The organism is Streptomyces sp. LE64 (genome assembly GCF_052606915.1).
This window is the reverse complement of the sequence record NZ_CP199708.1, coordinates 5,458,764-5,483,795: the sequence shown is the minus strand read 5'-3', so window position 1 is coordinate 5,483,795 and position 25,032 is coordinate 5,458,764. Positions and strand designations below refer to the sequence as shown.

The 25,032-nt window shown below is 71.5% G+C and carries 16 protein-coding genes; 5 read left to right on the top strand and 11 right to left on the bottom strand.

Annotation, left to right across the window (positions count from 1 at the left end; translation table 11 throughout):
• Window positions 1–15: 15 nt before the first annotated feature.
• Together ACSMX9_RS24475 and ACSMX9_RS24470 are read right to left on the bottom strand one after the other, a co-directional pair.
• Window positions 16–1,122: a substrate-binding domain-containing protein gene (locus ACSMX9_RS24475; protein ID WP_445396996.1), complete on the bottom strand. Its 1,107-nt coding sequence runs from the start codon at window positions 1,120–1,122 to the stop codon at window positions 16–18.
• A gap of 129 nt (window positions 1,123–1,251) precedes the next feature.
• Window positions 1,252–2,439, bottom strand: a complete 1,188-nt coding sequence (locus ACSMX9_RS24470) for an ROK family transcriptional regulator (RefSeq protein WP_445396994.1) — start codon at window positions 2,437–2,439, stop codon at window positions 1,252–1,254.
• Window positions 2,440–2,837: 398 nt separating this feature from the next.
• On the opposite strand from ACSMX9_RS24470, the gene ACSMX9_RS24465 reads away from it, so the two are divergent.
• Entirely contained in the window at window positions 2,838–3,482 is a 645-nt protein-coding gene (locus ACSMX9_RS24465) for a response regulator transcription factor (protein ID WP_445396992.1), read from the top strand.
• Between the two features lie 72 nt (window positions 3,483–3,554).
• Here the strand turns inward: ACSMX9_RS24465 and ACSMX9_RS24460 are convergent, their stop codons facing one another.
• Genes ACSMX9_RS24460 through ngcE form a run of 3 tightly spaced genes read right to left on the bottom strand, consistent with a single transcriptional unit; the run spans window position 3,555 to window position 6,900 of the window.
• Window positions 3,555–4,469, bottom strand: coding sequence for a carbohydrate ABC transporter permease (locus tag ACSMX9_RS24460; RefSeq protein WP_445396990.1), 915 nt, complete (start codon window positions 4,467–4,469; stop codon window positions 3,555–3,557).
• Window positions 4,469–5,398 (bottom strand): carbohydrate ABC transporter permease, encoded by a 930-nt coding sequence (locus tag ACSMX9_RS24455; protein WP_351239617.1) that lies wholly within the window; start codon window positions 5,396–5,398, stop codon window positions 4,469–4,471. Before ACSMX9_RS24455 ends, ACSMX9_RS24460 begins: the two co-directional genes overlap by 1 nt.
• 50 nt (window positions 5,399–5,448) lie before the next feature.
• Window positions 5,449–6,900, bottom strand: coding sequence for an N-acetylglucosamine/diacetylchitobiose ABC transporter substrate-binding protein (gene ngcE, locus ACSMX9_RS24450; RefSeq protein WP_445396988.1), 1,452 nt, complete (start codon window positions 6,898–6,900; stop codon window positions 5,449–5,451).
• 505 nt (window positions 6,901–7,405) lie between these two features.
• On the opposite strand from ngcE, the gene ACSMX9_RS24445 reads away from it, so the two are divergent.
• Window positions 7,406–10,750, top strand: coding sequence for a GH92 family glycosyl hydrolase (locus tag ACSMX9_RS24445; protein ID WP_445396986.1), 3,345 nt, complete (start codon window positions 7,406–7,408; stop codon window positions 10,748–10,750).
• A gap of 224 nt (window positions 10,751–10,974) precedes the next feature.
• On the opposite strand, the gene ACSMX9_RS24440 is transcribed toward ACSMX9_RS24445, so the two are convergent.
• From ACSMX9_RS24440 to ACSMX9_RS24430, 3 genes are all read right to left on the bottom strand, one after another.
• Entirely contained in the window at window positions 10,975–12,312 is a 1,338-nt protein-coding gene (locus ACSMX9_RS24440; protein ID WP_445396984.1) for an NAD-dependent succinate-semialdehyde dehydrogenase, read from the bottom strand.
• 85 nt (window positions 12,313–12,397) lie between these two features.
• The gene (locus ACSMX9_RS24435; protein ID WP_445396982.1) at window positions 12,398–13,498 is read right to left on the bottom strand and encodes an alcohol dehydrogenase catalytic domain-containing protein; all 1,101 of its coding nucleotides are present in this window, start codon (window positions 13,496–13,498) and stop codon (window positions 12,398–12,400) included.
• The gene (locus ACSMX9_RS24430; protein ID WP_445396980.1) at window positions 13,498–15,000 is read right to left on the bottom strand and encodes an APC family permease; all 1,503 of its coding nucleotides are present in this window, start codon (window positions 14,998–15,000) and stop codon (window positions 13,498–13,500) included. The genes ACSMX9_RS24435 and ACSMX9_RS24430 overlap by 1 nt, the downstream gene beginning before the upstream one ends.
• Before the next feature lie 223 nt (window positions 15,001–15,223).
• Here ACSMX9_RS24430 and ACSMX9_RS24425 point away from each other — a divergent pair, with 223 nt between their 5' ends.
• Complete coding sequence (locus tag ACSMX9_RS24425) at window positions 15,224–15,862, top strand: TetR/AcrR family transcriptional regulator (RefSeq protein ID WP_445396978.1); 639 nt, start codon at window positions 15,224–15,226, stop codon at window positions 15,860–15,862.
• 164 nt (window positions 15,863–16,026) lie between these two features.
• On the opposite strand, the gene metX is transcribed toward ACSMX9_RS24425, so the two are convergent.
• The 3 genes from metX to acnA all read right to left on the bottom strand — a co-directional run bounded on the left by metX (window position 16,027) and on the right by acnA (window position 22,028).
• Window positions 16,027–17,184 (bottom strand): homoserine O-acetyltransferase MetX, encoded by a 1,158-nt coding sequence (gene metX, locus ACSMX9_RS24420; protein ID WP_445403086.1) that lies wholly within the window; start codon window positions 17,182–17,184, stop codon window positions 16,027–16,029.
• Complete coding sequence (locus ACSMX9_RS24415; protein WP_445396976.1) at window positions 17,181–18,542, bottom strand: bifunctional o-acetylhomoserine/o-acetylserine sulfhydrylase; 1,362 nt, start codon at window positions 18,540–18,542, stop codon at window positions 17,181–17,183. Before ACSMX9_RS24415 ends, metX begins: the two co-directional genes overlap by 4 nt.
• Window positions 18,543–19,313: 771 nt before the next feature.
• Window positions 19,314–22,028 carry an aconitate hydratase AcnA gene (acnA, locus tag ACSMX9_RS24410; protein ID WP_445396974.1) on the bottom strand — a complete coding sequence of 905 codons (2,715 nt, stop codon included), beginning with the start codon at window positions 22,026–22,028 and terminating at the stop codon, window positions 19,314–19,316.
• Window positions 22,029–22,553: 525 nt separating this feature from the next.
• Between acnA and ACSMX9_RS24405 the strand changes: the two genes are divergently transcribed.
• On the top strand, window positions 22,554–23,069 hold the full coding sequence (locus ACSMX9_RS24405; RefSeq protein WP_445396972.1) for a hypothetical protein: 516 nt from the start codon (window positions 22,554–22,556) through the stop codon (window positions 23,067–23,069).
• Between the two features lie 360 nt (window positions 23,070–23,429).
• Window positions 23,430–24,959 carry a helix-turn-helix domain-containing protein gene (locus tag ACSMX9_RS24400; RefSeq protein ID WP_351239635.1) on the top strand — a complete coding sequence of 510 codons (1,530 nt, stop codon included), beginning with the start codon at window positions 23,430–23,432 and terminating at the stop codon, window positions 24,957–24,959.
• Window positions 24,960–25,032 lie beyond the last annotated feature (73 nt).

Below are 25,032 nucleotides of genomic sequence, written 5' to 3'. Positions count from 1 at the left end.
TTCGCCGCGGCCGGGTCAGCCGGGCAGGTCGAGCCGGTCGCAGGCGGCCGCGTACCGGGCGGTGCAGACCTCGTCGCGGGAGTGGAGGCCGTCCTTCAGGACGGTGTCCGCGAGGCGGTCGCGGGTGAGGGCGACGACGGGGACCAGGACGGCGGGCACCCCGCGCGCGGTGGCGCTGTCGACGGCGGCCGGTGCGGTGACCGGCTCGCCCCGGGCCAGCGCGACCGCCAGGTCGGCGGCGGCCCGGGCCGCGCGGGCGTAGGGCTTGTAGACGCTCATGTACTGCTCGCCGGCCACGATGCGCTGGACCGCGGCGAGTTCGGCGTCCTGGCCGGTGACCGGGGGCAGCGGGGACACCCCGGCGCCCTTGAGCGCCTGGACGACGCCGCCGGCCATGCCGTCGTTGGCGCAGTAGACGCCGACGACGCGGTCCTTGCCGAGGGCGGTGAGCGCGCTGCGCATGTGGGAGTGGGCGTGCTCCGGCTTCCACTCCTGGACGTCGAACTCGCGGCCGATGCTGACCCTGCCGTCGAGGGCGCGGTGGGCGCCGCGCTTGTAGACGGCGGCGTTGGGGTCGGTGACGGAGCCGTTCAGCATGACGATCCGACCGGTGCGGGCCCGGTCGCCGAGGGCCCGCAGCAGGGCCTCGCCCTGCACCCGGCCCACCTCCTCGTTGTCGAAGGAGGTGTAGGCGGCGACGGGCCCCTCGGCGAGCCGGTCGTAGGCGAGGACGGGGACTCCGGCGTCCTTGGCCCGGCGGACCGCGCCGGCGACCGCCCGGGCGTCGACGGCGTCGAGGACCAGCACGTGCACCCGGTGGGTGAGCATGGTCTCGATCTGCTGGTTCTGGAGCGCCGCGTCCTGCTTCGCGTTGGCGTAGACGACCCGGGCCCGGCCCCCGGTGAGGTCGGCGACGCGGCGCTCGATGAGGGGGCGGTCGAAGCGCTCGTACCGGGCCGTCTGGTTCTCGGGCAGCAGCAGGCCGATCCGCAGGGCGTCGCCGCGGGCGGGCCGGCGCTGGGCCCGGGCGGCGACCTGCCGGGCCTCGCCGCAGCCGGCGAGCGGGCCGGCCAGGGCCGTGACGGCGAGGGCCACCGCGGTGCGGCGGGTAGGCACGCTCACGAGGGCACCTCCGGGACCGCCGGTCCGGGCACGGGGCCGCCCCGCGTCCCCCGGTCGGTGTGACGTGAGCAGTAAACCGGCGGGGTGGACCGGGGTGCCGGGTGCGCGCCCGGTGCCCGCGGCGCGGGGCTAGCGGTTCACCGGAACGGACGCGTCCGCGAGGGTCGCGTCGCCCAGGGCGTCGAGGGCGAGGGCTAGGGCGCCGAGCACTTCGGCCCGGTCGCCGAGGGCGCTGGGGACCACGGTGAGCTGGGCGGCGACGCACGGCAGGGCGTACCGTTCCACGGCCTCCCGCACCGGGCCGACCAGCAGTTCCCCGGCCTCGGCGAGATCGCCGCCGAGGACGATCCGGCTGGGGTTGAGCAGGTTGCACAGGCCGGCGACGCCGCGACCGACGTACCGTCCGACGTCCGTGACCACCCGACGGCAGCCCGGGTCGCCGGCCCGGGCCAGGCGCACCACCTCCGCCATGGTGAGGTCGCCCCCGTGGCTGGCGTGCAGCAGCGGGAGGACGTAGCGGTCGGCGGTGAAGGTCTCCAGGCAGCCGCGGTTGCCGCAGCGGCAGACCGGTCCGGACTCGTCGAGGGTGAGGTGACCCAGCTCCCCGGCGGTGCCGCCCGGCCCGCGGTGGAGCCGGCCGTCGATCACCAGGCCGGCGCCCACCCCGTCGGCGACCTTGACGTAGGCGAGGTCGCGCACCCCGCGTCCGCCGCCCCAGACGAGCTCGCCGAGGGCGCCGAGGTTGGCGTCGTTGTCGAGGCGGACCGGGAGTCCGAGGCGTTCGCCCAGTTCCTCCGCGGTCCGCGCCCCGGCCGAGCCGGGCGGGGCGGCGCTCCCCCGGGCGCCGGGGGCGCTCTCCACGGGGGCGGGCACCCCCAGTCCCGCCCCGCCGACCTTGGCGCGGTCCACCCCGGTGCGTTCCAGGAGCCGGTCGACCAGGTCCCGCGCCCGGTCCAGGGCGCGGGCGGCGGAGCCGGCCGGGGGCAGCGGCTCGCTCTCCTCGTCGAGCACCTGGTGGGCCTGGTTGCCGAGGGCGACCCGGAGCCGGGTGCGGCCGATCCCGATGCCGACGACGATGCCGGCGTCGCCGCTGAGCGAGACGCTACGGGCCCGCCGACCGCCCGCGGAGGTGGGGGTCACCTGGACGGTGCCCCGTTCCCTGAGTTCGCGGACGATGTTGGAGACGGTCGCCGCCGACAGTCCGGTGGTGCGGGCGATCTCCGCCTGGGTGAGCGAGCCGGCCCTGCGCACGGCCCGTATCACGCGCTCGCGGTTGGCCCGGTGCAGCGAGGACTGCGATCCCGGAGTCTGTGCCACGGGCCCTCCCTTCGGTGCGACGGGCGGAAGGTCCGCCCGGTTCGGATCGCCCCCTGGGCCCGTCGTGGGTGCAGGTGGTGCACACCAAAGCTCCGTCGACCGGGCGGGCCGGGTCAAGTCCGTCGTGGCCGACCGCGGCCGCCGGCCCCCCGGGACGAGGCCGACCGGAGGCGGGGGCCGGGGCCGTGCGACGGGGCCGGACGGGGGGTGTGGCGCAAACACGCCCCACGTCATCCGCCGTTCGGAGGGACGACGGGCGGAGTTACCCCCCATCGGATGGGGCGTAACGGCCCACCAGTGGTGTAGACGTATACGTGACCACATTCTTACGTAGGGCACATGCGCTCATGAGACCCGGGGGGGCCGTGATCGACATCGGGCTGTTTGACGACAGCGAAGTGTACCGAGCAGGCATCGAAGCCGTTTTAAACAAGGAAACGGACATCCAGGTCGCCGTCTCGGGAAAGCTCCATGAGGCGGCGGCGCAATTGCGCCACGCCCGCCCGCAGGTCGTCCTGCTGGGCACGGTGCGCGGGCACGAACAGTTGCTCGGTGCACTGGGGCGGCTGCGCCGGATGGGCACGCCGCCCGTCCTGCTGCTGATCCCCGCGCAGGAGCGGATCTCGCTGCACGGGCTGCTGGAGGCCGGGGCGCTCGGCATCGCCGACCGCGACGGCGGGGCCGCCACGCTCGCGCACGCCGTGCGCACCGTCGCCGCCGGCGGCTGGTCGCTGCCCGCGCAGTTGGCCCGGACGGTCGTCACCGGGTACCTGCGCGGCGGGGCCCGGGAGCACGGCAACCGCGCGCTCCAGGAGGTCCGCGAGAAGCTGACGCCCCGACAGCAGGAGGTGCTGACGCTGATGAGCGAGGGTCTGACCAACCCCGAGATCGCCGACGCCCTCGCCGTGGGCACCGCGACGGTCAAGGACCACGTGCAGACCATCCTGGACCGCTTGGGCACCCCCAACCGCACGCTGGCCGCCCGGCTCGCCTGGGAGGCGCAGCTCGCGACCTGCGGCCCGGCGGGTTCGGCCGCCCCGTAGCCGGACGCCGGAACGGGCGGGGGGCCCGGGGAGAACCCCGGGCCCCCCGCCCGTGCGGACGGCGGACGGGTGCTACTTGAGCGCGCCCGCGGTGAGTCCGGCGACCACCTGCCGCTGGAAGACGACGTAGGCGGCGAGCACCGGCAGCATCGCCATCACCAGGCCGGCGAAGAGGCCGGACCAGTCGCCCTTGTACCCCTGGCTGACCGCGAGTTGCACCAGGCCCTGGGTGAGCACCCGCTTGTCGGGCTCGGTGTTGAGCACCGTGGGCAGCATGTACTGGTTCCACTGCCCCAGGAAGTTGAAGATGCCGACGCTGATCAGACCGGGCTTGGCCATCGGCAGCATGATCTGGAAGAACGTCCTGGTGTGCGAGGCGCCGTCGACGAACGCGGCCTCCGCGACCGAACCCGGCAGGGTGCGGAAGAACGCGGTCAGGAAGAACACCGTGAACGGCAGCGAATAGGCGATGTACACCAGGATCAGGCCGTGGACGGTGTTCAGCAGCCCCATGTTGTTCACGACGTAGAACAGGGGCACCAGGGCGAGCATCACGGGGAAGCTCATGCCGCCGACGAACAGGTAGTACAGGAAGCGGTTGCCCGGGAACTCGAAGCGCGCCAGGACGTAGGCCGTCATCGAGCCGAGGACCAGAGTGCCGATCAACGACCCGCCCACCACGAGGATGGTGTTGAGGAAGTAATCGGCCATGTTGGCCTCGGTCCAGGCCCGCGACCAGTTCTCCCAGTGCAGCTTGTCCGGAAGCGACCAGGGCGAGTTGAAGATGGACTTGTCGTCCTTGAAGGAGGTCATGACCGCCCACAGGAGCGGCATGACGACCAGGATCGCCCAGACGATCAGGATGCCGTGCGAGAAGACGTTGAGGACCTGTCCCTCGGTCTTCTCCCGCGGAGCGGGGCGCGGTGCGCTCGGCCGGCCGGACCGGGGCGCGGGGACGGCGGTGGTGGGGGTCTCGGTGGTCTTCATCAGAACTCCAGCCGCTCGCGCCGGCCCAGCTTCATCACGATGGCGGCGAAGGCCAGCGTCACGACGAGCAGGGCGACACCGATGGTGGTTGCGTAGGCGGCCTGACCGTCACGGAACGCCTTCTGGTACACGTACAGCACCATGACGGTGGTGGAGTAGTCGGGCCCGCCGGGGCCGATCGTCATGATCTGGACGACGGCGAAGGACTCGGCGCCCAGCGCCAGGATGCCGATGTAGACCCAGCCGGACTGGACCGTGTCCCACAGCAGGGGGAGGGTGACCCGGAAGAAGGTGGTGAAGCGACTGGCCCCGTCGAGCAGGGCCGCCTCGTACAGCTCCGAGGGAATCGACGCCATGCCGGCGGAGAAGAGGACCACGAAGAAGCCGACCGTGGACCAGACGAGGACCGCCATCACGCACCACAGCGCGAGGTCCGGATCGCCCAGCCACACGACGGGTTGTTCCGGGTCGTACCCGATGCCCCTGAGGAGGGAATTGATCGCGCCGCTCTCGGGGTTGTAGGCGAATTGGAACAGCAGGGCCACGATCGCGATGGAGAGGACCTGCGGGAAGAAGTACACGATCTTGTAGAAACCCGACCCGCGTACACCGCTGACCACCGGGCCGCCCTTTCGGCGCCGCCCGCCCACATTGATCATAAAGGCGAAGAACAGCGCCATGCTGAGCGTCACCAGCGGCAGCAACAACGCGAACAACAGACTGTGCTGCAACGATTTCCAGAAGATATCGTCGTCGAACATCCTGGTGTAGTTGTCGAAGCCGACCATCTTGAAGTCCGGACTCAGACCGGTCCAGTCCGTGAACGAGTAGTAGATGGACTGGATGAACGGCCAGATGACGAAGAGTGCGTACAACGTCATGGGGATCACGAGGAATCCCACGATGAACCGGTACTTACCGTGTTGCATTGCTACCGACCCCGATCTTGTAGCGGGTGCCGCCGCTGGTGACCCATGGCTTACTGGTGCTTGTAGTGCTTGATCGAGTCGTCCTTGGCCGCCTCGTCGGCGAAGCCCTGGATCTTCTTGATCGCCTCGGTCGGGGTGAGCCGTCCGGCCATCATCTCGCCGAGACCGCCGCCGCCGATCTTCTCCTTCTGGAGCTGCACGTACCAGTCCTGGAGACGCGGGTTGAGGACGTTCTTGCCGGCCAGTTCCAGTGCCGCCACGCCGGACTTCAGACCGGGGCTCAGGTCGATGCCGTCGGTGCCGCCGTTGAACGCGCTCAGGGACTTCACCTTGCTGGTGAAGTTCCTGGAGGACTCCTCGCTCAGCATGATGCGGAGCAACTCCATGCCGCCCTCGGCGTTCTTCGCCAGCTTGGGGACGATGAAGGGTTCGCCGCCGGAGGCCCACATGGTGCCGAACGGCAGCTTGTCGGAGCTGTCGATGCCGGTCGGGGCGGAGACGGTCAGGTTGAAGTCGGCCGGCATGGTCTTCGCCGCCTCGTTCTCCACCCAGGAACCGTTCGGGATGAAGAGGGCCTTGCCCTGGGTCCAGGCGGTCTGCGACTGGATGTGGTCCATGCCGGGCGTGCCCTTGAGGATGTAGCCCTTGCGGAAGAGCTCGTAGTACAGCTCGAAGCACTCCTTGACCGCCGGGTGCTTCCAGGCGTTGGGCTCCAGGTTGTCGATCGCGTCGAGGACGTCGGCGCCGCCGCGCTTGCCGATCATCGGGTAGAGCGAGAAGGGCAGGTAGTACGGGTGCTTGCCCGCGTACGTCCAGGGCGCGATGCCCTTGCTCTTGGCCTTCTTGCAGACCTCCAGCATCTGGTCCCAGGTCTGCGGGTACTCGACCTCCAGGGAGTCCAGGGCCTTCTGCGAGTACCAGACCCCGTACACGGTGTACGTGTAGTAGAGGATCCAGACCTCCTTGCCGTCGAACTGCCCCATCTCGACGATGCCGGGGCGCAGGGTGTCGCGGACCTTCTTGTTCGGGTCGTCGATCGAGGGGGCGTCCAGCAGCGGGGTCAGGTCGAGGAGCTGGTTCTTGCCGGCGAGGACGCCCATGTCCATCTGCTCGGCGCCGGAGTTGTCGATGAGGTCCGGCGGGTTGCCCTGGTTGAACCGGGGCTGGAGCGTGGACTGGATCTTCTGCGTCGGGAGGAACTTGACCTTCGGCGCCTTGGGGTACTTCTTCTCGTAGAGCTTGTTGGCGTCCTCGGCGTACTCCTTGCCGAAACCACCATCGAAGAGGACGAATTCCAGCTGCGCCGTCTCGTTGACGGCCAGCGGGTTCTCCGCCGTCTTCTCGCCCTTCTCGACCTTGCTGTCACCGCCCCCGCCGTCACCGCTCGCACACGCGGAGAGGAAACTCATGGTCGGGACGGCGATCACGCCGAGTGCGGCGGACCGCTTGATCAGATCGCGGCGGCCGAGACCGATCTGCTCGTTCTGGACGGAAGATCCCATGCTCAAGTCCTCGCCTTCTCCAGGACTCAGGCGGTGAACCGGACCCTCCCCGGCACCGCGGTGTGATGAAGCTGGGGTCGAACACAAAACCACGGGATCGGTGGAAATAGGCGAAACCGGCATCCCCCAGACGCCACTGCCCCGCCGTCCCCGTCCCCCCCGGTCGGTCCGCGGCTCGAAACCGCTGCGGACGCGCACAGGTATAGTCCATTTGAGGACACCCGGGCAAGATCGAATGCGAGTTTGAGTGGCAGTCTTTCCCGAGTTGAGACCTCCCGGATATCCAGGCGGTACGCACACCCATCACCCATGTGCCCGACATGGGATGAATTCACCTCCGCACATCCGATGACCTTATGAAATACCCTCCCACCCACCGGGATCGAGCGCTTCCGCCCCGCCACACCACGGACAACACGCGCACCGGTACGGGCCGTTTGCCGCAGTACTGTTCCTTGCATCCAGCAATGGACAACGTTGTCCGCCTCTTTGGGAGGAGCGGGGAATGCGGCATTCCCTCCGGCCTGGCCCTCGTCGAACCGTCCTGGCCGTCGCCGCCCTGGCGTGGGTGCTGGTCCTCGCGGGCGGTGCCGCACCGGAGCCGGCGACCGCGGCCCCGGACGCCGTGCCCACCGCGTTCGCCACCTCCTTCGAGCCGGGGGAACCCGCGCCGGACGAGCCGGCGCACGAAGGGCAGTTGACCTCCGGCGCCACCCTGGCCGCGGAGATCCACCCGGGGCCGTCCCACGCCCCCGCGGCCCGCCAGGACGCCGGGTTCACCGGCGTCCGCGCGCTGCGCTACACGGGCGACCACCGAGCCGACGGCCGGGGCCGCGCCGCCCTGCGGGTGTTCGACGTGGACGTGCCGGTCGGCCCCGACACCGAACTCGCGTACCGGATCTTCCCCGCGATGCCCGGGACCCCGCTCGACTACCGCGCCACCGGCGTCGCGGTGGACCTCGCCTTCACCGACGGGACGTACCTCAGCCGGACCGGGGTGCGGGACCGGTACGGCTTCCCGCTGGACGCGCAGGGGCAGGGCGCGGCGAAGGTGCTGTACGTCAACCAGTGGAACGACGTGGTCGCCCGGATCGGTGAGGTGGCACGCGGCCGGACGGTGGACCGGATCCTCCTCGCCTACGAAGCGCCGCGGGGCACCGGGCCGTTCGAGGGCTGGGTGGACGACCTGGTGCTGCGCACGGCTCCCGCCGCCGCCGTCCCACCGGACGCCCGACCGTCCGAGCACGTGTCCACCGTGCGGGGGACCCAGTCCAGTCGGGCCTACTCCCGCGGCAACACCTTCCCGGCGACCGCGGTGCCGCACGGCTTCACCCTCTGGACCCCGGTCACCGACGCGTCCTCGCTGAGCTGGCTGTACGAGTACTCACGGCGCAACGACGCGGCCAACCTGCCGCGGCTCCAGGCGTTCGCGGCGAGCCACGAGCCGTCCCCCTGGATCGGCGACCGGCAGACCTTCCAGCTGATGCCCTCGACCGCGGCGGGCACCCCGGACGCGGGCCGGACGGCCCGGGCCCTGGCCTTCCGGCACCGCAACGAGACGGCCCGCCCGCACCACTACGCGGTCACCTTCGAGAACGGGCTGCGGGCCGAGATGACCCCGACCGACCGCGCGGCGATGATGCGCTTCACCTACCCGGGCGACGACGCCAGCGTGCTGTTCGACAACGTCACGGACCGCGGCGGCCTCACCCTGGACGCCGAACGGTCCACCGTCACCGGCTACTCCGACGTGCGTTCGGGGTCCTCGACCGGGGCGACCCGGATGTTCGTGTACGGGGTGTTCGACCGGCCGGTGCGCGCGGCCGGGCCGCTGGCGAGCGACACCGGCGGCGAGGTCGCGGGATACGTGCGCCTCGACGCGGGCCCGGAGCGCACCGTCACGCTCCGCCTGGCGACCTCGCTGATCTCGGTGGACCAGGCCCGGGAGAACCTGCGCCGGGAGATCCCGGCGGGCGCCTCCTTCGAGAGCGTGCGGGAGGCCGCACAGCGCCGGTGGGACGCCCTGCTGGGGCGGGTGGCGGTGGAGGGGGCGAGTCCGGAGCAACTGACCACCCTGTACTCCCACCTGTACCGGCTGTACCTCTACCCCAACGCGGGCTTCGAGGAGGTCGGCGACGCGCACGCCTACGCCTCCCCCTTCTCCCCCCGGGCCGGACCCGACACCCCGACCCGCACCGGCGCCCGGGTGCTGGCCGGAAAGCCCTACGTCAACAACGGCTTCTGGGACACCTACCGGACCGCCTGGCCCGCCTACGCCTTCCTCACCCCGCGCCACGCCGGGGAGTTGGTCGAGGGGTTCGTGCAGCAGTACCGGGACGGGGGGTGGACCTCGCGCTGGTCCGCGCCGGGGTACGCGGACCTGATGACGGGCACCTCCTCGGACGTGGCCTTCGCGGACGCCCACCTCAAGGGGGTGCGGTTCGACGCGGAACGGGCGTACGAGGCCGCGCTGAAGAACGCCACCGTGGTGCCGACCGCGCCGGGCGTCGGCCGCAAGGGCCTGGCCACCTCCCCGTTCCTCGGCTACACCAGCACCGCGACCCGGGAGGGCCTGTCCTGGGCGATGGAGGGGTACCTCAACGACCACGGGATCGCACGGATGGCCGAGGACCTGCACCGGCGCACCGGGAGGGAGCGCTACCGGGAGGAGGCCGCCTACTTCCTCGACCGCGCCCGCGGCTACGTCCACCTCTTCGACGCCCGGACCGGCTTCTTCCAGGGCCGGGACGAGCAGGGCGGCTGGCGGCTCCCGCCGGAACGGTACGACCCGCGGGTGTGGGGCCACGACTACACGGAGACCAACGGCTGGGGGTACGCCTTCTCCGTGCCGCACGACACCCGGGGGCTGGCCAACCTGCACGGCGGCCGGAAGGCGCTCGCCGCCAGGCTGGACGCCTACTTCACGGAGCCGGAGACGGCCCGCTTCCCCGGCTCCTACGGCCGGGTCATCCACGAGATGACCGAGGCGCGGGACGTGCGGATGGGCCAGTACGGGCACTCCAACCAGGTCGCGCACCACATGGCGTACCTGTACGACGCGGCCGGGCAGCCGTGGAAGACCCAGCGGACGGTGCGCGAGGTGCTGGCCCGGCTCTACACGGGGTCGTCGATCGGGCAGGGCTACCACGGGGACGAGGACAACGGCGAGCAGTCGGCCTGGTACCTGTTCTCCGCCCTGGGGTTCTACCCGCTGGCCCCGGGCAGCGGTGAGTACGCGGTGGGCTCGCCGCTGTTCACCCGGGCAACCGTGCGCATGGACAACGGCCGCACGCTGGTGGTGCGGGCGCCGGCCAACAACGCCCGGAACGTGTACGTGCAGGGCCTGACCGTGAACGGCCGGCCCTGGCACTCCACGGCACTGCCGCACGCGCTGCTGGCCGGGGGCGGGGAGGTGGAGTTCACGATGGGCCCGGAGCCGTCCTCCTGGGGCACCGGGGAGGGGGCCGCCCCCTCGTCCGTCACGGGGGACGACCGGCCGCCCGCGCCCCGCACGGACCTGCTCACGGGAGACGGACCGCTGGTGGACGACACGTCCGCCACCTCGGCGGAGGTCACCTCGGTGGAGGTGGCGGCCGGCCGGGACGGCCGGCCGGTGCAGTACACCCTGACCTCGGCGGACCGGACCCGGGCGCCCACCGGCTGGGTCCTCGAAGGCGCGGTGGAGGGCGGGTGGCGGGCCCTGGACCGCCGGGCCGGCGAGGAGTTCCGCTGGGACCGGCAGCTGAGGGCCTTCTCGGTGCCCCGGTCCGCGGCCGGGACGACGCACCCCCGCTACCGGCTGGTGTTCGACGGGCCGGTGACCCTGGCCGAGGTCGAGGTGCTCGGCTGAGCCGGCCGCGGGGCATGACCGGCGGGGTGCCGCTGGCGGCGGGAGGGTGACGTCGACGCCTGCCGTGCCCAGCAGGCGCCCGCCCGTCAGGTGACCTTCATGACGGCCCATCAACTCCTTTCACGGGATGAGGAGTTCGAGGTAGAGCGGCTCGGCGGCGGTGCAGCCCGTGCGGGACCGCGCCTCGCCCCGGCGCCGCCCGGGGGCGCGCCGACTGCGGGCCGTCAGGCCACGGTCCGGATGAGCTTCTTGTTGACGAACTCGTCGATCCCGGGCCGCCCGAGTTCCCGCCCGAACCCGGAGCGCTTGACGCCGCCGAAGGGCAGTTCGGCCCCCTCGGCGCCGACGCCGTTGACGAAGACCATGCCGGCCTCGATCCGGTCGGCGACCCGTGCGGCCTGCGTCGGGTCGGTGGTGAAGAGGTACGAGCCCAGGCCGTAGGGGGTGTCGTTGGCGATCCGCACGGCGTCCTCTTCGTCGACGGCGGCGAAGACCATCGCCACGGGCCCGAACAGTTCCTCCCGGGCCGCGGGGTGTTCGGTGGTGAGGCCGGTCAGGACTCCGGCAGGGAAGTGGGCGCCGTGCCGCTGCCCGGCGCTGTGCAGGGTGGCTCCCTGGGCCACCGCCGCGTCGACCTGTCGCCCCAGGTTCTCGGCCGCGGCGGCCGAGGACAGCGGCGCACCGGTCTCACTGGCGAGCAGCCTGGCGGTGAACCGCTCGACGAAGGCGTCGTGGAGGTGGTCGAGGACCACGAACCGCTTGGCGGCGTTGCACGCCTGCCCGGTGTTGTCGAGGCGGGCGGCGACGGCGGACTCGACGACGGCGTCGAGGTCGTCGGTGGACAGGACGACGAAGGGGTCGGAGCCGCCGAGTTCGAGGACGACCTTCTTGAGGTGCCGCCCGGCGATCTCCGCGACGGCCGCGCCGGCCCGTTCCGACCCGGTGAGGGAGACCCCCTGGACGCGGGGGTCGGCGATGACCTCGGCGATCTGTTCGTTGGTGGCGTACACGTTGACGTAGGCCCCGGTCGGGAAACCGGCCTCGGTGAACAGCGCCTCCAGCAGCGCCGCGGTGGCCGGGCACTGCGGCGCGTGCTTGAGCACGATGGTGTTGCCGAGCGCCAGGTTCGGGGCTGCGAAGCGGGCGACCTGGTAGGCCGGGAAGTTCCACGGCATGATGCCGAGGAGCACGCCCACCGGGCTGCGCCGGAGCACGGCGGTCCCGGGACCGGAAAGGACGTCCAGCGGTTCGTCGGCGAGGAACTCCTCGGCGTGGTCGGCGTAGTAGTGGTAGATCTCGGTGCAGAAGTCGATCTCGCCCTCCGCCTCCGCGAGCGGTTTGCCCATCTCCCGGACGATGCTCGCGGCCAGCTCGCCCCGGTGCTCGGCGTGCAGGTCGCCGAGGCGTCGCACCAGTGCCGCGCGCTCGGCCACGGAGCCGGTGCGCCCCCAGGCGGTGGCCGCGTGGGCGGCGTCCACGGCCGCCGCCACCTCGGCGTCCGTGGCGGTCGGGTAGGTAGCGGTGACCTCGCCGGTGGTCGGGTCGGTGACGGCGTACATCATGCCTCCTGGAGCTGGTGGGGAAGACGGGCGCGGCCTCCGTCGCCCCGGTGAGTGCGGGTGCCGGGCCGCGTCGGGCGTGGGGACGTCACGGTTCGAGGATCGTTCGGACGCCGGTGTTCGACCGGAGGTCGTCGAAGGCCTCCGCCGCTTCGTGCAGCGGCCGGGTGCGGCCGACCAGGTCGTCCAAGGGCAACCGGCCTGCCAGGTAGAGACGGGCCAGTTTCGGGATGTCGATCTCACCGATGCTGGAGCCGTAGTTGCAACCGAGGATACTCTTGCCCTGGTCAGCGAGGTCGAAGGGGTTGAACGACGCCGTCGCACCGGTCGCCGCCATGCCCACCAGCACCGCGGCGCCGCCCGAGGTGAGCATCGCCGGGAGCGTGCCGATGACCCGGGGGTTGCCGATCGCCTCGAAGGCGTAGTCGACCCCGCCGAACTCCTGCTGGCACCAGGCCGCCACATCGGTCCCGGCACCGTCGAGGGTATGGGTGGCGCCGAACCGGCGAGCCGTGGCGAGCCGCTCGGCCGAGAGGTCGACGGCGATGACGGGGTCGGCTCCGACCAGACGCAGGCCCATCACGACGGAGAGCCCGACGCCGCCCGTGCCGATGACCACGGCGGACTCGCCGGCCCGGACGCCCGCGGTGTTCACCACGGCGCCGACGCCGGTCGTGACGGAGCAGCCGAGGAGCGCGCCGATGCCGAAGGGGAGCTCGTCGGGGACCTTCACCGCGGCGACCTCCGGCACGACCATCCGCCGGGTGAAGGCGCCCAGCCCGAGGTAGGGCCACACCGGCTCGCCCCGCTCGTCCGCGAACGGGGTCGTGCCGTCGGGGTGGGTGTTGGACACGGCCTTGGTGCCGGTGCACAGCCATGCCTGCCCGGCGACGCACCTGCGGCAGCGGCGGCACGGCGCGAACCAGGAGAGGACGACGTGGTCACCGGCCTCCAGGGCGGTGACGCCGGGCCCGACCGCGGTCACCACCCCGGCTGCCTCGTGACCGAGGACGAGCGGGCGGTCGCTCGGCCAGTCGCCCGTGACCACGTGCAGGTCGGAGTGGCACACGCCGGCCGCGCGTACCTCGATCTCGACCTCGCCCGGCCCGGCGGACCGGACGGACACCTCACGTCGGCCCAGTCCCTCGGCGGGATCGAAGACGATGGCGGGGGAGTTCTTCGATGACATCAGGACGCCTGCACTTCTTCCGGGGTCGGGGTGGTGGACGGGGAGGCCGCGGCGGCGGGGAGCTTGGTGTGGGGCTTGGCGATCAGGACGTAGAGCAGCCCGGCGGCGAAGAGGACGGAGAAGACCAGGATCACGGCCCAGACCTGGACCCAGCTACCGTCCGCCGGGGCGAGCTCGACCCGGGGCCAGGCGATGTTGACGGCTTCGAAGAGCAGCCACACGACGGCGAGCACGTTGACGGCCAAGCCGACCCGTCCCAGCCTGAACCGGCCGGCGCCGGGGTTCCAGCGCCCGGTCAGCCGGGCGACGAGCGCCACGACCGCGACGCTGAGGAAGATGAAGTAGAAGCCGCCGGAGCCGAAGGCGATCAGCGTCGCGGCAGCGTTGCCGTTCAGCCCGAGGAGGAGTCCGAGGCTGGCGAGTACGGCCGTGGCGATCAGCGAGACGTAGGGGATCTGGCGTGGTCCCACGGTGGCGAGCTTCGCGGAGAAGGGCAACTGACGGTCGCGGGCGAAGGAGAAGACCGCACGGCCGATGTAGGTCTGGATCGAGATGGCGCAGGCAATGAACGCGATCAGGACCAGCAGGATGAAGGGCTTCTCGCTCCACCCGCCGAGCCCCTCGGTGACGGCGGTGAAGACCGGGTCCGCGAGGGCGCCGGAGACCGCGTCCTCGGGCTTGCGCAGCGCGAGCGTCACGGCGAGGCCGGTCAGCAGGACCGTGAGGGCGACGAAGAGGTAGGCGCGCAGCAACGCCCTGGGGACGCTGCGTCGCGGCTGTTCGGTCTCCTCGGCCACCTGGGTGGTCGCGTCGAAACCGAGGAACGCCCAGCCCGCGACTGCCAGGGCGGTCAGGAAGCCCGCCATGGCCGAGCCGCCGGAGACCGACTCCGCCCCGAGCGTCTCGAAGAGGATGCCGAAGCCGTTGTTGTGCACGAAGAGCAGCAGGAACACGCTCACGGCGATCGAGGCGACACCCTCGGCGATGATGCCGGCGTTGAGGAAGTGCTTCACCGGGTTGACGCCGAGCAGGTTGATCCCGAGGGCCACCGCGACGAACACCACGCCCAGGAGCACATGGGTGGCGGCCGACAGGGTGCCGTCGGCGAAGAGCATGTGCAGCCAGCCGGCCCCCAGGTAGGCCACGGTGGTCAGGGAGGCCACGGCGGAGGCCAGGTAGATCCAGCCGACCAGCCAGCCGAGCCGGGGCCCGCCCAACCTGCGCACCCACTGGTAGACCCCGCCCGTGATCGGGAACTGGGAGGACAGCTCGGCGTAGACCAGTGCGACCAGCAACTGGCCGAGGAAGGCCACGACGACCGCCCAGATCCACGCGGGGCCCGCGAAGACGAACCCGAGCTGGACGACGGCGTAGACCCCGACGACGGGCGAGATCGTCGCGAATCCGATCGCGAACACGGCCCATGCGGACAGGGTGCGTTTCAGCTCTTGCTGGTATCCGTACTCGGCGAGTTCGCCGGCATCGGTGCGGGTGTCGTGCACGTTGGTCTCCTGTACAGGTGCTGTGCGCCGGTCTGCGCGCGGGGTGTCCCCGCGTCGCGAGATCGAGGGCCGACACGGTGCGTCCGGGTCCCGGTTCGAGGGGCGGACGGTCACGCCCCGGGTGCCGGGGACGGGCCGTGCCGGGCTGCGGTCTGGGCAGCCACTTCGCTATTGGTCACCTGGCCAATTGCTGATTGGTCACTCACTCAATAGCATTCGCTCCATGACGTCAAGGGATTCCGGCACCCGAACTCGCAAGACACCCACCGAGCGGCGACAGGAGATCGTCCGCGCCGCCGCGCTGGTCGGCCTCGCCGAGGGGCTGGAGTGCATCACCCTGCGGCGGATCGCCGACGAACTCGGGGTCCAGCCCGGGCTGGTCAGCCACTACTTCCCCGCCGCCGACATCCTGGTGGCGGAGGCGTTCACCAGCGCGGCCAGAGCCGAACTGGACGCCCTCCTCCCCCAGGCCCCCGAGGGCCCCGAGCACGGGACCCCGCTGAGCGCGCTGCGGCGCTTCTTCGCCCTGATCGCCGGCACCGAATTCGACAACGTCAGCAAGCTCTGGATGAATGCGCGGCACCTCTCGCGCTACCGTCCGTCACTCCGCGACCACGTCATCGAACAGGAACTGCTCTGGTGCCGCCGCATCGAACAGCTCATAGCAGCGGGGACGGCGGCGCAGCTCTTCCGCTGTGCGGACCCATGGGCGTCGGCCGTGCGCATCCTCGTCGCGATCGACGGGACCAGCGTCTACATCAACACCAGCGCCGGCGCCCGCACCGACCCGATCGCGCACCTGGCCCGCACCGTGGCGGAGACGGAACTCGGCCTGCCGTCCGACGCCCTGGCGACCGACTGAGATCCCGCGGCGGTTGGCGCCCCCGCCTGCGACGTCGTGCGCGGGGCGGGCCGGGAGGAACCCGCCCGCGGCGGGGCCGCTCATCGCGCGCGGTGGGCGGGCAGGAGATCACCCGCGAGGGAGCACGCGCTCGTGGGCGTGGACACGTCTTCCGCGTGGGGGCGTTACCCGGATGCCTCCAGCAAGCCCCGCACCAGCGAGGCGACCTGGTCCGTCTCGACGAGGAACCCGTCGTGGCCGTAGGGCGATTCGATCACCCGGAGGCGGTCGGCGCCGGGGATGCCGTCCGCCAGTTCCCCCTGTTGGTACAGCGGGTACAGCCGGTCGGAATCGACCCCGGCGACCAGTGTCCGGGCGGTGACCCGCCGCAGGGCGGCGGCCGTTCCGCCGCGGCCCCGGCCGATGTCGTGACCGTTCATGGCCTCGGTCAGGGTGACGTAGCTCCCCGCGTCGAAGCGGCGGACGAGTTTGGCGGCGTGGTGGTCCAGATAGGACTCGACCTGGTAGCGCCCCCCTCGTCCGGGGTCCTCATCGCCCTGGAACGCACGACCGAACCGGTCCTGCAACTCCGCTTCGCTGCGGTAGGTGACGTGGGCGAGGCGGCGGGCGACGCCCAGTCCCGCGTGCGGGCCGCGCCCCGGGCCCGCGTCGTGGTAGTCGCCACCGCGCCACTGGGGGTCCGCGCGGATGGCGTGCAGTTGGACGCCGGCCCAGGCGATCTGCTCGGCACTCGCCGCAGCCGTGGTGGCGAGCAACAACAGGCGCCCCACGCGCTCCGGATACGACACCGCCCATTCCAGGGCACGCATCCCGCCCATCGACCCGCCGACCACCATGGCCCAGCGGTCGACGCCGAGGGCGTCGGCGAGCTGCGCCTCGGCGGCGACCTGGTCACGTTGGGTGAGCCGGGGGAACGCGCTCCCCCAGGAACGGCCGTCGGGGCGCACGGAGGCCGGGCCGGTGGTGCCCTGGCAACCGCCGAGCACGTTCGGCGCGACGACGAACCAGCGGTCGGTGTCCAACGCGAGGGAGGGACCGACCAGCCCGGCCCACCAGCCGGGCTGGGGATGGCCGGGGCCGGCGGGACCGGAGACGTGACTGTCGCCGGTGAGTGCGTGGAGCACCAGGACGGCGTTGGAGCCGTCCGGAGCCGGGCGGCCCCAGGTCTCGTAGGCGATCCGCACGCCGGGGAGCCGCCCGCCCGACTCCAGGGCCAGCGGTTCCGGGAGGGCGTGCCAACGGCGCTGCCCGGGAGGATCCCCCTCCCGCCAGGCTCCGGTGGCCTGCGGAAGGGGGATCTCGGAGGTGGTCACGGTGTTCAGGGCGCGCCCTTCACCGCACGGAAGCCGGCCTCCAGGTCCGCCTTGAGGTCGGCCAGGTTCTCGATGCCGACGGAGAGCCGCACCAGTCCGGGCGTGGTGCCGGTGGCGGCGAGCTGCTCCTCGTCGAGCTGGCTGTGGGTGGTGGAAGCCGGGTGGATGATCAGGCTGCGCACATCGCCGATGTTGGCCAGGTGGCTGAACAGTTCGACACCGTCCACGAAGCGCTTGCCCGCCTCGACGCCGTCCTTCAGCTCGAAGGTGAGCACCGCTCCGGCACCCTGGGGCAGATAGCGCTGACCGGCCTCGTACCAGCGGTTGGACGGCAGTCCCGGATAGTGGACGGCGGCGACCTCGTCGCGGCCCTCCAGCCACTCGGCGAGGGCCTGCGCGTTGGCGGAGTGGCGCTCCATCCGGAGCGACAACGTCTCCACGCCCTGGAGCAGCAGGAAGGCCGAGTGCGGGGACAGGGCGGGACCGATGTCGCGCAGCAGTTGGACGCGCAGCTTGATCGCGAAGGCGCTCGGGCCGAGCGCGGGCCAGTACCGCAGGCCGTGGTAGCTGGGGTCGGGCTCGTTGAAGTCGGGGAAGCGCTCGGCGTTGGCACCGAAGTCGAAGGTTCCGCCGTCGACGACGACGCCGCCGATGGTGGTGCCGTGTCCGCCGAGGAACTTGGTGGCGGAGTGCACGACGATGTCGGCGCCGTGCTGCACGGGCCGCACCAGGTACGGGGTGGGCACCGTGTTGTCGACGATCAGCGGGACGCCCGCCTCGTGGGCGACGTCGGCGACGGCACGGACGTCGAGGACGTTGCCGCGCGGGTTGCCCAGGGTCTCGGCGAAGAACGCCTTGGTGCGGGGACGGACCGCGGCGCGCCAGGCGTCGACGTCGTCCGGGTCGTCCACGAAGGAGACCTCGATGCCGAAGCGGCGCAGGGTGTGCCGGAAGAGGTTGTAGGTGCCCCCGTACAGCGAGGTGCTGGAGACGATGTGGTCGCCCGCCCCCGCGAGGGTGAGAACGGCCAGGGTCTCCGCGGCCTGCCCGGAGGCCACCGCCACCGCTGCGACACCGCCTTCCAGAGCGGCTATGCGCTGCTCCAGCACATCCGTGGTGGGGTTGTGGATGCGGGTGTAGATGTTGCCCGGCTCCGCGAGGGAGAACAGGTCGGCGGCGTGTTGCGTGTCGCGGAACACGAAGGAGCTGGTCTGGTAGACGGGCACCGCACGCGCACCGGTGGCGGGGTCCGGAACGGCTCCGGCGTGGACTTGCTGGGTCTCGAAGGACCAGGCGGGGGCGGCAGCCACAGCGGGGCCCTCGTCGGAGGTGCGCCCCGCGGTGACGGAGTCGACGGGCTGGCTCATGATTCTCCCTGGTGCAAAGGGCGCGCGCCGGTGCGTGCACGCGGGCTGGGGCGCTCCGGCATGCGGACGGGGTGGAACGGCAAGGCGACCGGTCGCGTCGGGGCCGGAGCGAACCGTCAGCTCACGGCGGGACAAACCATCGTGGTCACGCGCCCGTGGTCGACATGGCGGCGGGTCACGAACGAGGTCATACCGACAGAGAATCACACATCCGAATCCTGCAACAGGATCTGTCCACACAGCGGACAGACGGACGCGATCGCCGTCTTCGACTCACCGTTCTCCGCCTTCGCCCTGGTCCTCGCCCCGCCGGCCACGCCTCCTGCCGTCAGACGCGAACACTTCCGGATCCTGTTCGACAGCCCGTCAAGCCCCGGATCGGACGGGGGGCGGTCAAGGACGGCCTGCTCAGCCTCCCAACGACACCTGATGCTCACCCACACGTCGGCCCCGCGGACGCGACCGCGGCGCCGCCCGGCCACCGCCTGCCACCTCGCCCACCAGTTGTCCACGACCCCGACCGACACCCTGGACAGAGCCGCAACCTCCACCCGGTCCCGGCGCTCCACCAGAACGGCGCCGCCCACACCCCCGGCCTCCTGCGCATCCGGTGGCCAGGCCGCGCAGCCCCGGGACGGAAAGACCCCGCACCCGGTACCAGGTGCGGGGCTCTTCCTCGTCGAAGGACGCGCAGGCGCGTCGTCCGTCCCGTCGAGCGCGAGCGCCCCGCTCCCCGCGAGGAGCGGGGGCGGAGCGCTCGTTCACATCAGGTCAGGAACCGACGAGCTGGCGGAGTACGTACTGCATGATGCCGCCGTTGCGGTAGTAGTCGGCCTCGCCCGGGGTGTCGATGCGGACGACCGCGTCGAACTCCACGCCCGTGTCGGTGGTGACCTTGACGGTACGCGGGGTGGTGCCCTCGTTCAGCTCGGTGACGCCGGTGAAGGAGAAGGTCTCCTCGCCGGTGAGGCCCAGCGACTCGGCCGTGCCGCCCTCGGGGAACTGGAGCGGCAGCACGCCCATGCCGATGAGGTTCGAGCGGTGGATGCGCTCGTAGGACTCGGCGATGACGGCCTTGACGCCGAGCAGCGCGGTGCCCTTGGCGGCCCAGTCGCGGGACGAGCCGGAACCGTACTCCTTGCCCGCGAGGACGACCAGCGGGATGCCCTGGTCGATGTAGTTGCGGGAGGCGTCGTAGATGAACGACACCGGGGCGTCGGCCCGGGTGAAGTCGCGGGTGTAGCCGCCCTCGGTGCCCGGCGCGATCTGGTTGCGCAGGCGGATGTTGGCGAAGGTGCCGCGGATCATGACCTCGTGGTTGCCGCGGCGCGAGCCGTAGCTGTTGAAGTCGCGGCGCTGCACGCCGTGCTCCGTGAGGTACTTGCCGGCCGGGGTGTCGGCCTTGATGGCGCCGGCCGGGGAGATGTGGTCGGTGGTGACCGAGTCGCCGAGCTTGGCCAGCACCCGGGCGCCGGCGATGTCGGTGACCGGGACGGTCTCCATCGTCATGCCCTCGAAGTACGGGGGCTTGCGGACGTAGGTGGACTCGGCGTCCCACTCGAAGGTCTTGCCGGTCGGGATCGGCAGCGCCTGCCACTGGGCGTCGCCCGCGAAGACGTCGCTGTAGGACTTGTTGAACATGTCCTCGCCGATGGAGTTGGCGACGACGTCGTTCACCTCGGCCTCGGTGGGCCAGATGTCCTGGAGGTAGACCGGCTTGCCGTCCTGGTCGATGCCCAGGGCGTCCTTGGTGATGTCGACCTTCATGGAGCCGGCGATGGCGTAGGCCACGACCAGCGGCGGGGACGCCAGGTAGTTCATCTTGACGTCCGGGTTGATCCGGCCCTCGAAGTTGCGGTTGCCGGAGAGCACCGAGGTGACGGCCAGGTCGTGCTCGTTGACGGCCTTGGAGACCTCGTCCGGCAGCGGGCCGGAGTTGCCGATGCAGGTGGTGCAGCCGTAGCCGACCAGGTTGAAGCCGACCTTGTCGAGGTAGGGGGTGAGCCCGGCCTTGTCGAAGTAGTCGGTGACGACCTTGGAGCCCGGGGCGAGGGTGGTCTTCACCCACGGCTTGCGGGTGAGGCCCTTCTCGACCGCCTTCTTGGCCACCAGCGCGGCGGCGACCATGACGTACGGGTTCGAGGTGTTGGTGCAGGAGGTGATCGCGGCGACGGTGACGGCGCCGTGGTCGATCTCGTAGGTGGTGCCGTCGGGGGCCGTGACCTGGGTCGGGCGGCTCGGCACGCCGTTGGCGGAGGCCGGGGCGTCGGACGCGGGGAAGGACTCCTTGCCCGCCTCCTCGTCGTCGGAGACGTAGTTGCGGACGTCCAGCGCGAACTGCTCGGCGGCGTTGGCGAGGACGATGCGGTCCTGCGGACGCTTGGGGCCGGCGATGGAGGGGACGACCGTGGAGAGGTCCAGCTCCAGCTTCTCGGAGAAGTCGGGCTCGGCGGCCGGGTCCAGCCAGAGGCCCTGCTCCTTGGCGTACGCCTCGACCAGGGCGACCTGCTGGTCGCTGCGGCCGGTCAGACGCAGGTAGTTCAGGGTCTCGCCGTCGATCGGGAAGATCGCGGCGGTGGAGCCGAACTCGGGCGACATGTTGCCGATGGTGGCGCGGTTGGCGAGCGAGGTGGCGGCGACGCCCTCACCGTAGAACTCGACGAACTTGCCGACCACCCCGTGCTTGCGGAGCATCTCGGTGATGGTGAGCACCAGGTCGGTGGCGGTGGTGCCGGGGGTCAGTTCACCGGTCAGCTTGAAGCCGACGACGCGCGGGATGAGCATGGAGACCGGCTGGCCCAGCATCGCGGCCTCGGCCTCGATGCCGCCGACGCCCCAGCCCAGCACGCCGAGGCCGTTGACCATGGTGGTGTGCGAGTCGGTGCCGACCAGGGTGTCGGGGTACGCCTGCCCGTTCCGCACCATGACGGTGCGGGCCAGGTGCTCGATGTTCACCTGATGGACGATGCCGGTGCCGGGCGGGACGACCTTGAACTCGTCGAAGGCGGTCTGGCCCCAGCGCAGGAACTGGTAGCGCTCGCGGTTGCGGCCGTACTCCAGCTCCACGTTCTGGGCGAACGCGTCGTTGGTGCCGAAGCGGTCCGCGATGACGGAGTGGTCGATGACCAGCTCGGCCGGGGCGAGCGGGTTGATCTTCGCCGGGTCGCCGCCCAGCTCCTTCACGGCCTCGCGCATGGTGGCGAGGTCCACCACGCAGGGCACGCCGGTGAAGTCCTGCATGATCACGCGGGCCGGCGTGAACTGGATCTCCTGGCTGGGCTGCGCCTGCGAGTCCCAGTTGCCGAGCGCACGGATGTGGTCGGCCGTGATGTTGGCGCCGTCCTCGGTGCGGAGCAGGTTCTCCAGCAGCACCTTGAGGCTGTAGGGAAGACGGGCGGAGCCCTCGACCTTGTCCAGCCTGAAGATCTCGTACGACTCGTCACCCACGCTCAGCGTGGCGCGGGCGTCGAAGCTGTTCGCCGACACGACAGTCTCCTTCTTCATTGCGCGTACTACCGCAATCGCAATCCTGCCGCCACGGGCTCTCGCCGATCCGCTAAGGTAAGGCTAAGTTAGGTTCACCTTACCGAGGTGGCGGCTGCGGTACGCCTAGGCAGATATCTCGATGTCGAGATAACCCTAGTACATCGCGGCCTTTCGGTCATGCCCAGGGGCCGCCCGGTCTCCCCTCCGCGCTCCGATGCACCCGTTCCGCCGCCCGCGCACCACGGCGCGGCCCCCCGCGGCACGGCAGCGCGCGCCGCACCACCCCGTGGCATGGCCGGAAGCGCCCCGGACCCGCCCCCTCCACCCTGGCCGAAACCGGCCGAGCGCACCGAGGAGGCGGTCGACGGCGCTGGTCAGACGGCCCCCGGGGCCCCGGGGCGGGGGTTCCGGGCGGGGCCGCGCCCCCACCCGGCGGACCCTTCGTCGACGACCGGAGGCCGGTGTGGCGTCCGGGGGTCCCACAGCCGGATAAAGTCCTGCCAAGCACCAACACCAGGGGGGATCATGCAAGCGCGTCTGGGGCCGCTGGAGCGCGTCGGACATCCGGGGGAAAACGGGGCGGGCTGGGTCGTCGGGGACGTCGCCCGGGCGGGCGGGGCCTTCCTGGAGTTCCGCGCCGAGGGGGTGGCCCACCGCGCGGCCGGAGCCCCCGAGCAGTTGGTTGCGTGGGACCGGTTCCTGAACCTCGACACCCTGGTCACCTCGACCCGGTGGCCGGGCTCCCCGGCACCGACCGGCCACCCCGGCCCCGAGGCCGCCCCGCAGGACTCCTGCCTGCGGGCGACGCTGCGCCAGCCCGACGAGAACTGGGTGGGGCGGTTCAGCCACCACGACCGCGACTACCCGGTGAGCGAGGTGCTGCTCGTCGGCGAACTGCTCCGGCAGACCGTCGAGGCCGGACACGCCGCCTGGCTCGGCAACCCGGGCTGGCTGGAGCACACCGTCGCCCGACTCGCGCCGCTCGCCCCGCGCACCAACCGCGCCGCCCGCCTCGCGGTGGCGGAGGTCCTCGCCGGCTGAACGACCGGCGGACGGCCCCGGACGGCCGGTCAGCCGCCGCGGGGCGACGCACCCGCCCGGCGGGCCGCAGCGACGACCCCCGCGGAGCCGTCCGCCGCGCACCCATGGGAACGCGCGGCGGACCGCGCCCGTCGGTACCGCCCGAACCGGCCGCCCACCCGAACGGGCCCGGGTGCGGTTGCCGGCGGCGCGGGGGCGGGGCGAACATCGAAGCGGTGTCCGGTCCCTGGCCGCGGCTCCGCACCGACCCCGGGACGCCGGGCCGCTCGGGTGGCCCCGTCACCCGGCCGGGTCACCCGCCAACTCCAATGGCGCACCCCGAGGGTAACTTCATCTCATATCTGAGATAGCCTGCGGCACATGGCAGACGACTACCTCGTACGCATCGGCAAGCTCATCCGTGACGCACGGCAGCATCGCGGCTGGACCCAGAGTCAGCTGGCCGAGGCGCTCGGAACCAGCCAGAGCGCCGTCAACCGTATTGAGCGCGGAAACCAGAACATCAGCCTTGAGATGATCGCGCGCATCGGCGAGGCCCTCGACAGCGAGATCGTGTCCCTCGGCTACGCCGGCCCCATGCACCTGCGGGTGGTGGGCGGGCGCCGCCTGTCCGGCTCCATCGACGTCAAGACGAGCAAGAACGCCTGTGTGGCGCTGCTCTGCGCGACCCTGCTCAACAAGGGGCGCACCGTATTGCGCCGGGTCGCCCGCATCGAGGAGGTCTTCCGTCTGCTGGAGGTCCTCAACTCCATCGGGGTGCGCACCCGTTGGATCAACGACGGCGTCGACCTGGAGATCGTGCCGCCCGCCGAACTCGACATGGCGGCGATCGACGCGGAGGCGGCCCGCCGCACCCGGTCCATCATCATGTTCCTCGGTCCGCTGCTGCACCGCGTGGACCACTTCAAGCTGCCCTACGCGGGCGGCTGCGACCTCGGCACCCGCACCATCGAGCCGCACATGATCGCCCTGCGCCGGTTCGGGCTGGACATCACCGCGACCGAGGGCCTCTACCACGCCGAGGTCGAGCGCGGGGTGACCCTGGACCGCCCCATCGTGCTGACCGAGCGGGGCGACACGGTGACCGAGAACGCCCTGCTCGCCGCCGCCCGGCACGACGGCACCACGGTCATCCGCAACGCCTCGTCCAACTACATGGTGCAGGACCTGTGCTTCTTCCTGGAGGCGCTGGGCGTCCGGGTCGACGGCATCGGCACCACGACGCTGACCGTGCACGGCGTGCCCACCATCGACGTCGACGTGGACTACTCCCCCTCCGAGGACCCGGTCGAGGCGATGAGTCTGCTGGCCGCCGCCGTGGTCACCGAGTCCGAGCTGACGATCCGCCGGGTGCCCATCGAGTTCCTGGAGATCGAGCTGGCGGTCCTGGAGGAGATGGGCCTCGACCACGACCGCTCGGCCGAGTACGTCGCCGACAACGCCCGCACCCGGCTGGTCGACCTCACGGTGCGCCCCTCCAAGCTGGAGGCGCCCATCGACAAGATCCACCCGATGCCGTTCCCGGGCCTGAACATCGACAACGTCCCCTTCTTCGCGGCCATCGCGGCGACCGCGCAGGGCCAGACGCTGATCCACGACTGGGTCTACGACAACCGGGCGATCTACCTCACCGACCTCAACCGCCTCGGCGGCCGGCTGCAACTCCTCGACCCGCACCGGGTCCTGGTGGAGGGCCCGACCCGTTGGCGCGCCGCCGAGATGATGTGCCCGCCCGCGCTGCGCCCGGCGGTCGTGGTCCTCCTGGCGATGATGGCCGCGGAGGGCACGTCCGTGCTGCGGAACGTGTACGTCATCAACCGCGGCTACGAGGAGTTGGCGGAGCGGCTGAACTCGGTCGGCGCGCAGATCGAGACCTTCCGCGACATTTGACACGACGATGCCGCCGCACCCCATCTGATCTGCCATTTAGCGGGCCAGGGAGGGGTGCGGCGGCATGTCTGGG

Excerpts from the sequence above, each read along its gene's own strand:
- ACSMX9_RS24460 (WP_445396990.1), bottom strand. The coding sequence starts at position 4,469 with ATGAAGACCACCGAGACCCCCACCACCGCCGTCCCCGCGCCCCGGTCC.
- ACSMX9_RS24455 (WP_351239617.1), bottom strand. The coding sequence starts at position 5,398 with ATGCAACACGGTAAGTACCGGTTCATCGTGGGATTCCTCGTGATCCCC.
- ngcE (WP_445396988.1), bottom strand. The coding sequence starts at position 6,900 with ATGGGATCTTCCGTCCAGAACGAGCAGATCGGTCTCGGCCGCCGCGAT.
- ACSMX9_RS24445 (WP_445396986.1), top strand. The coding sequence starts at position 7,406 with ATGCGGCATTCCCTCCGGCCTGGCCCTCGTCGAACCGTCCTGGCCGTC.
- ACSMX9_RS24440 (WP_445396984.1), bottom strand. The coding sequence starts at position 12,312 with ATGATGTACGCCGTCACCGACCCGACCACCGGCGAGGTCACCGCTACC.
- ACSMX9_RS24435 (WP_445396982.1), bottom strand. The coding sequence starts at position 13,498 with ATGTCATCGAAGAACTCCCCCGCCATCGTCTTCGATCCCGCCGAGGGA.
- ACSMX9_RS24425 (WP_445396978.1), top strand. The coding sequence starts at position 15,224 with ATGACGTCAAGGGATTCCGGCACCCGAACTCGCAAGACACCCACCGAG.
- ACSMX9_RS24415 (WP_445396976.1), bottom strand. The coding sequence starts at position 18,542 with ATGAGCCAGCCCGTCGACTCCGTCACCGCGGGGCGCACCTCCGACGAG.
- ACSMX9_RS24405 (WP_445396972.1), top strand. The coding sequence starts at position 22,554 with ATGCAAGCGCGTCTGGGGCCGCTGGAGCGCGTCGGACATCCGGGGGAA.
- ACSMX9_RS24400 (WP_351239635.1), top strand. The coding sequence starts at position 23,430 with ATGGCAGACGACTACCTCGTACGCATCGGCAAGCTCATCCGTGACGCA.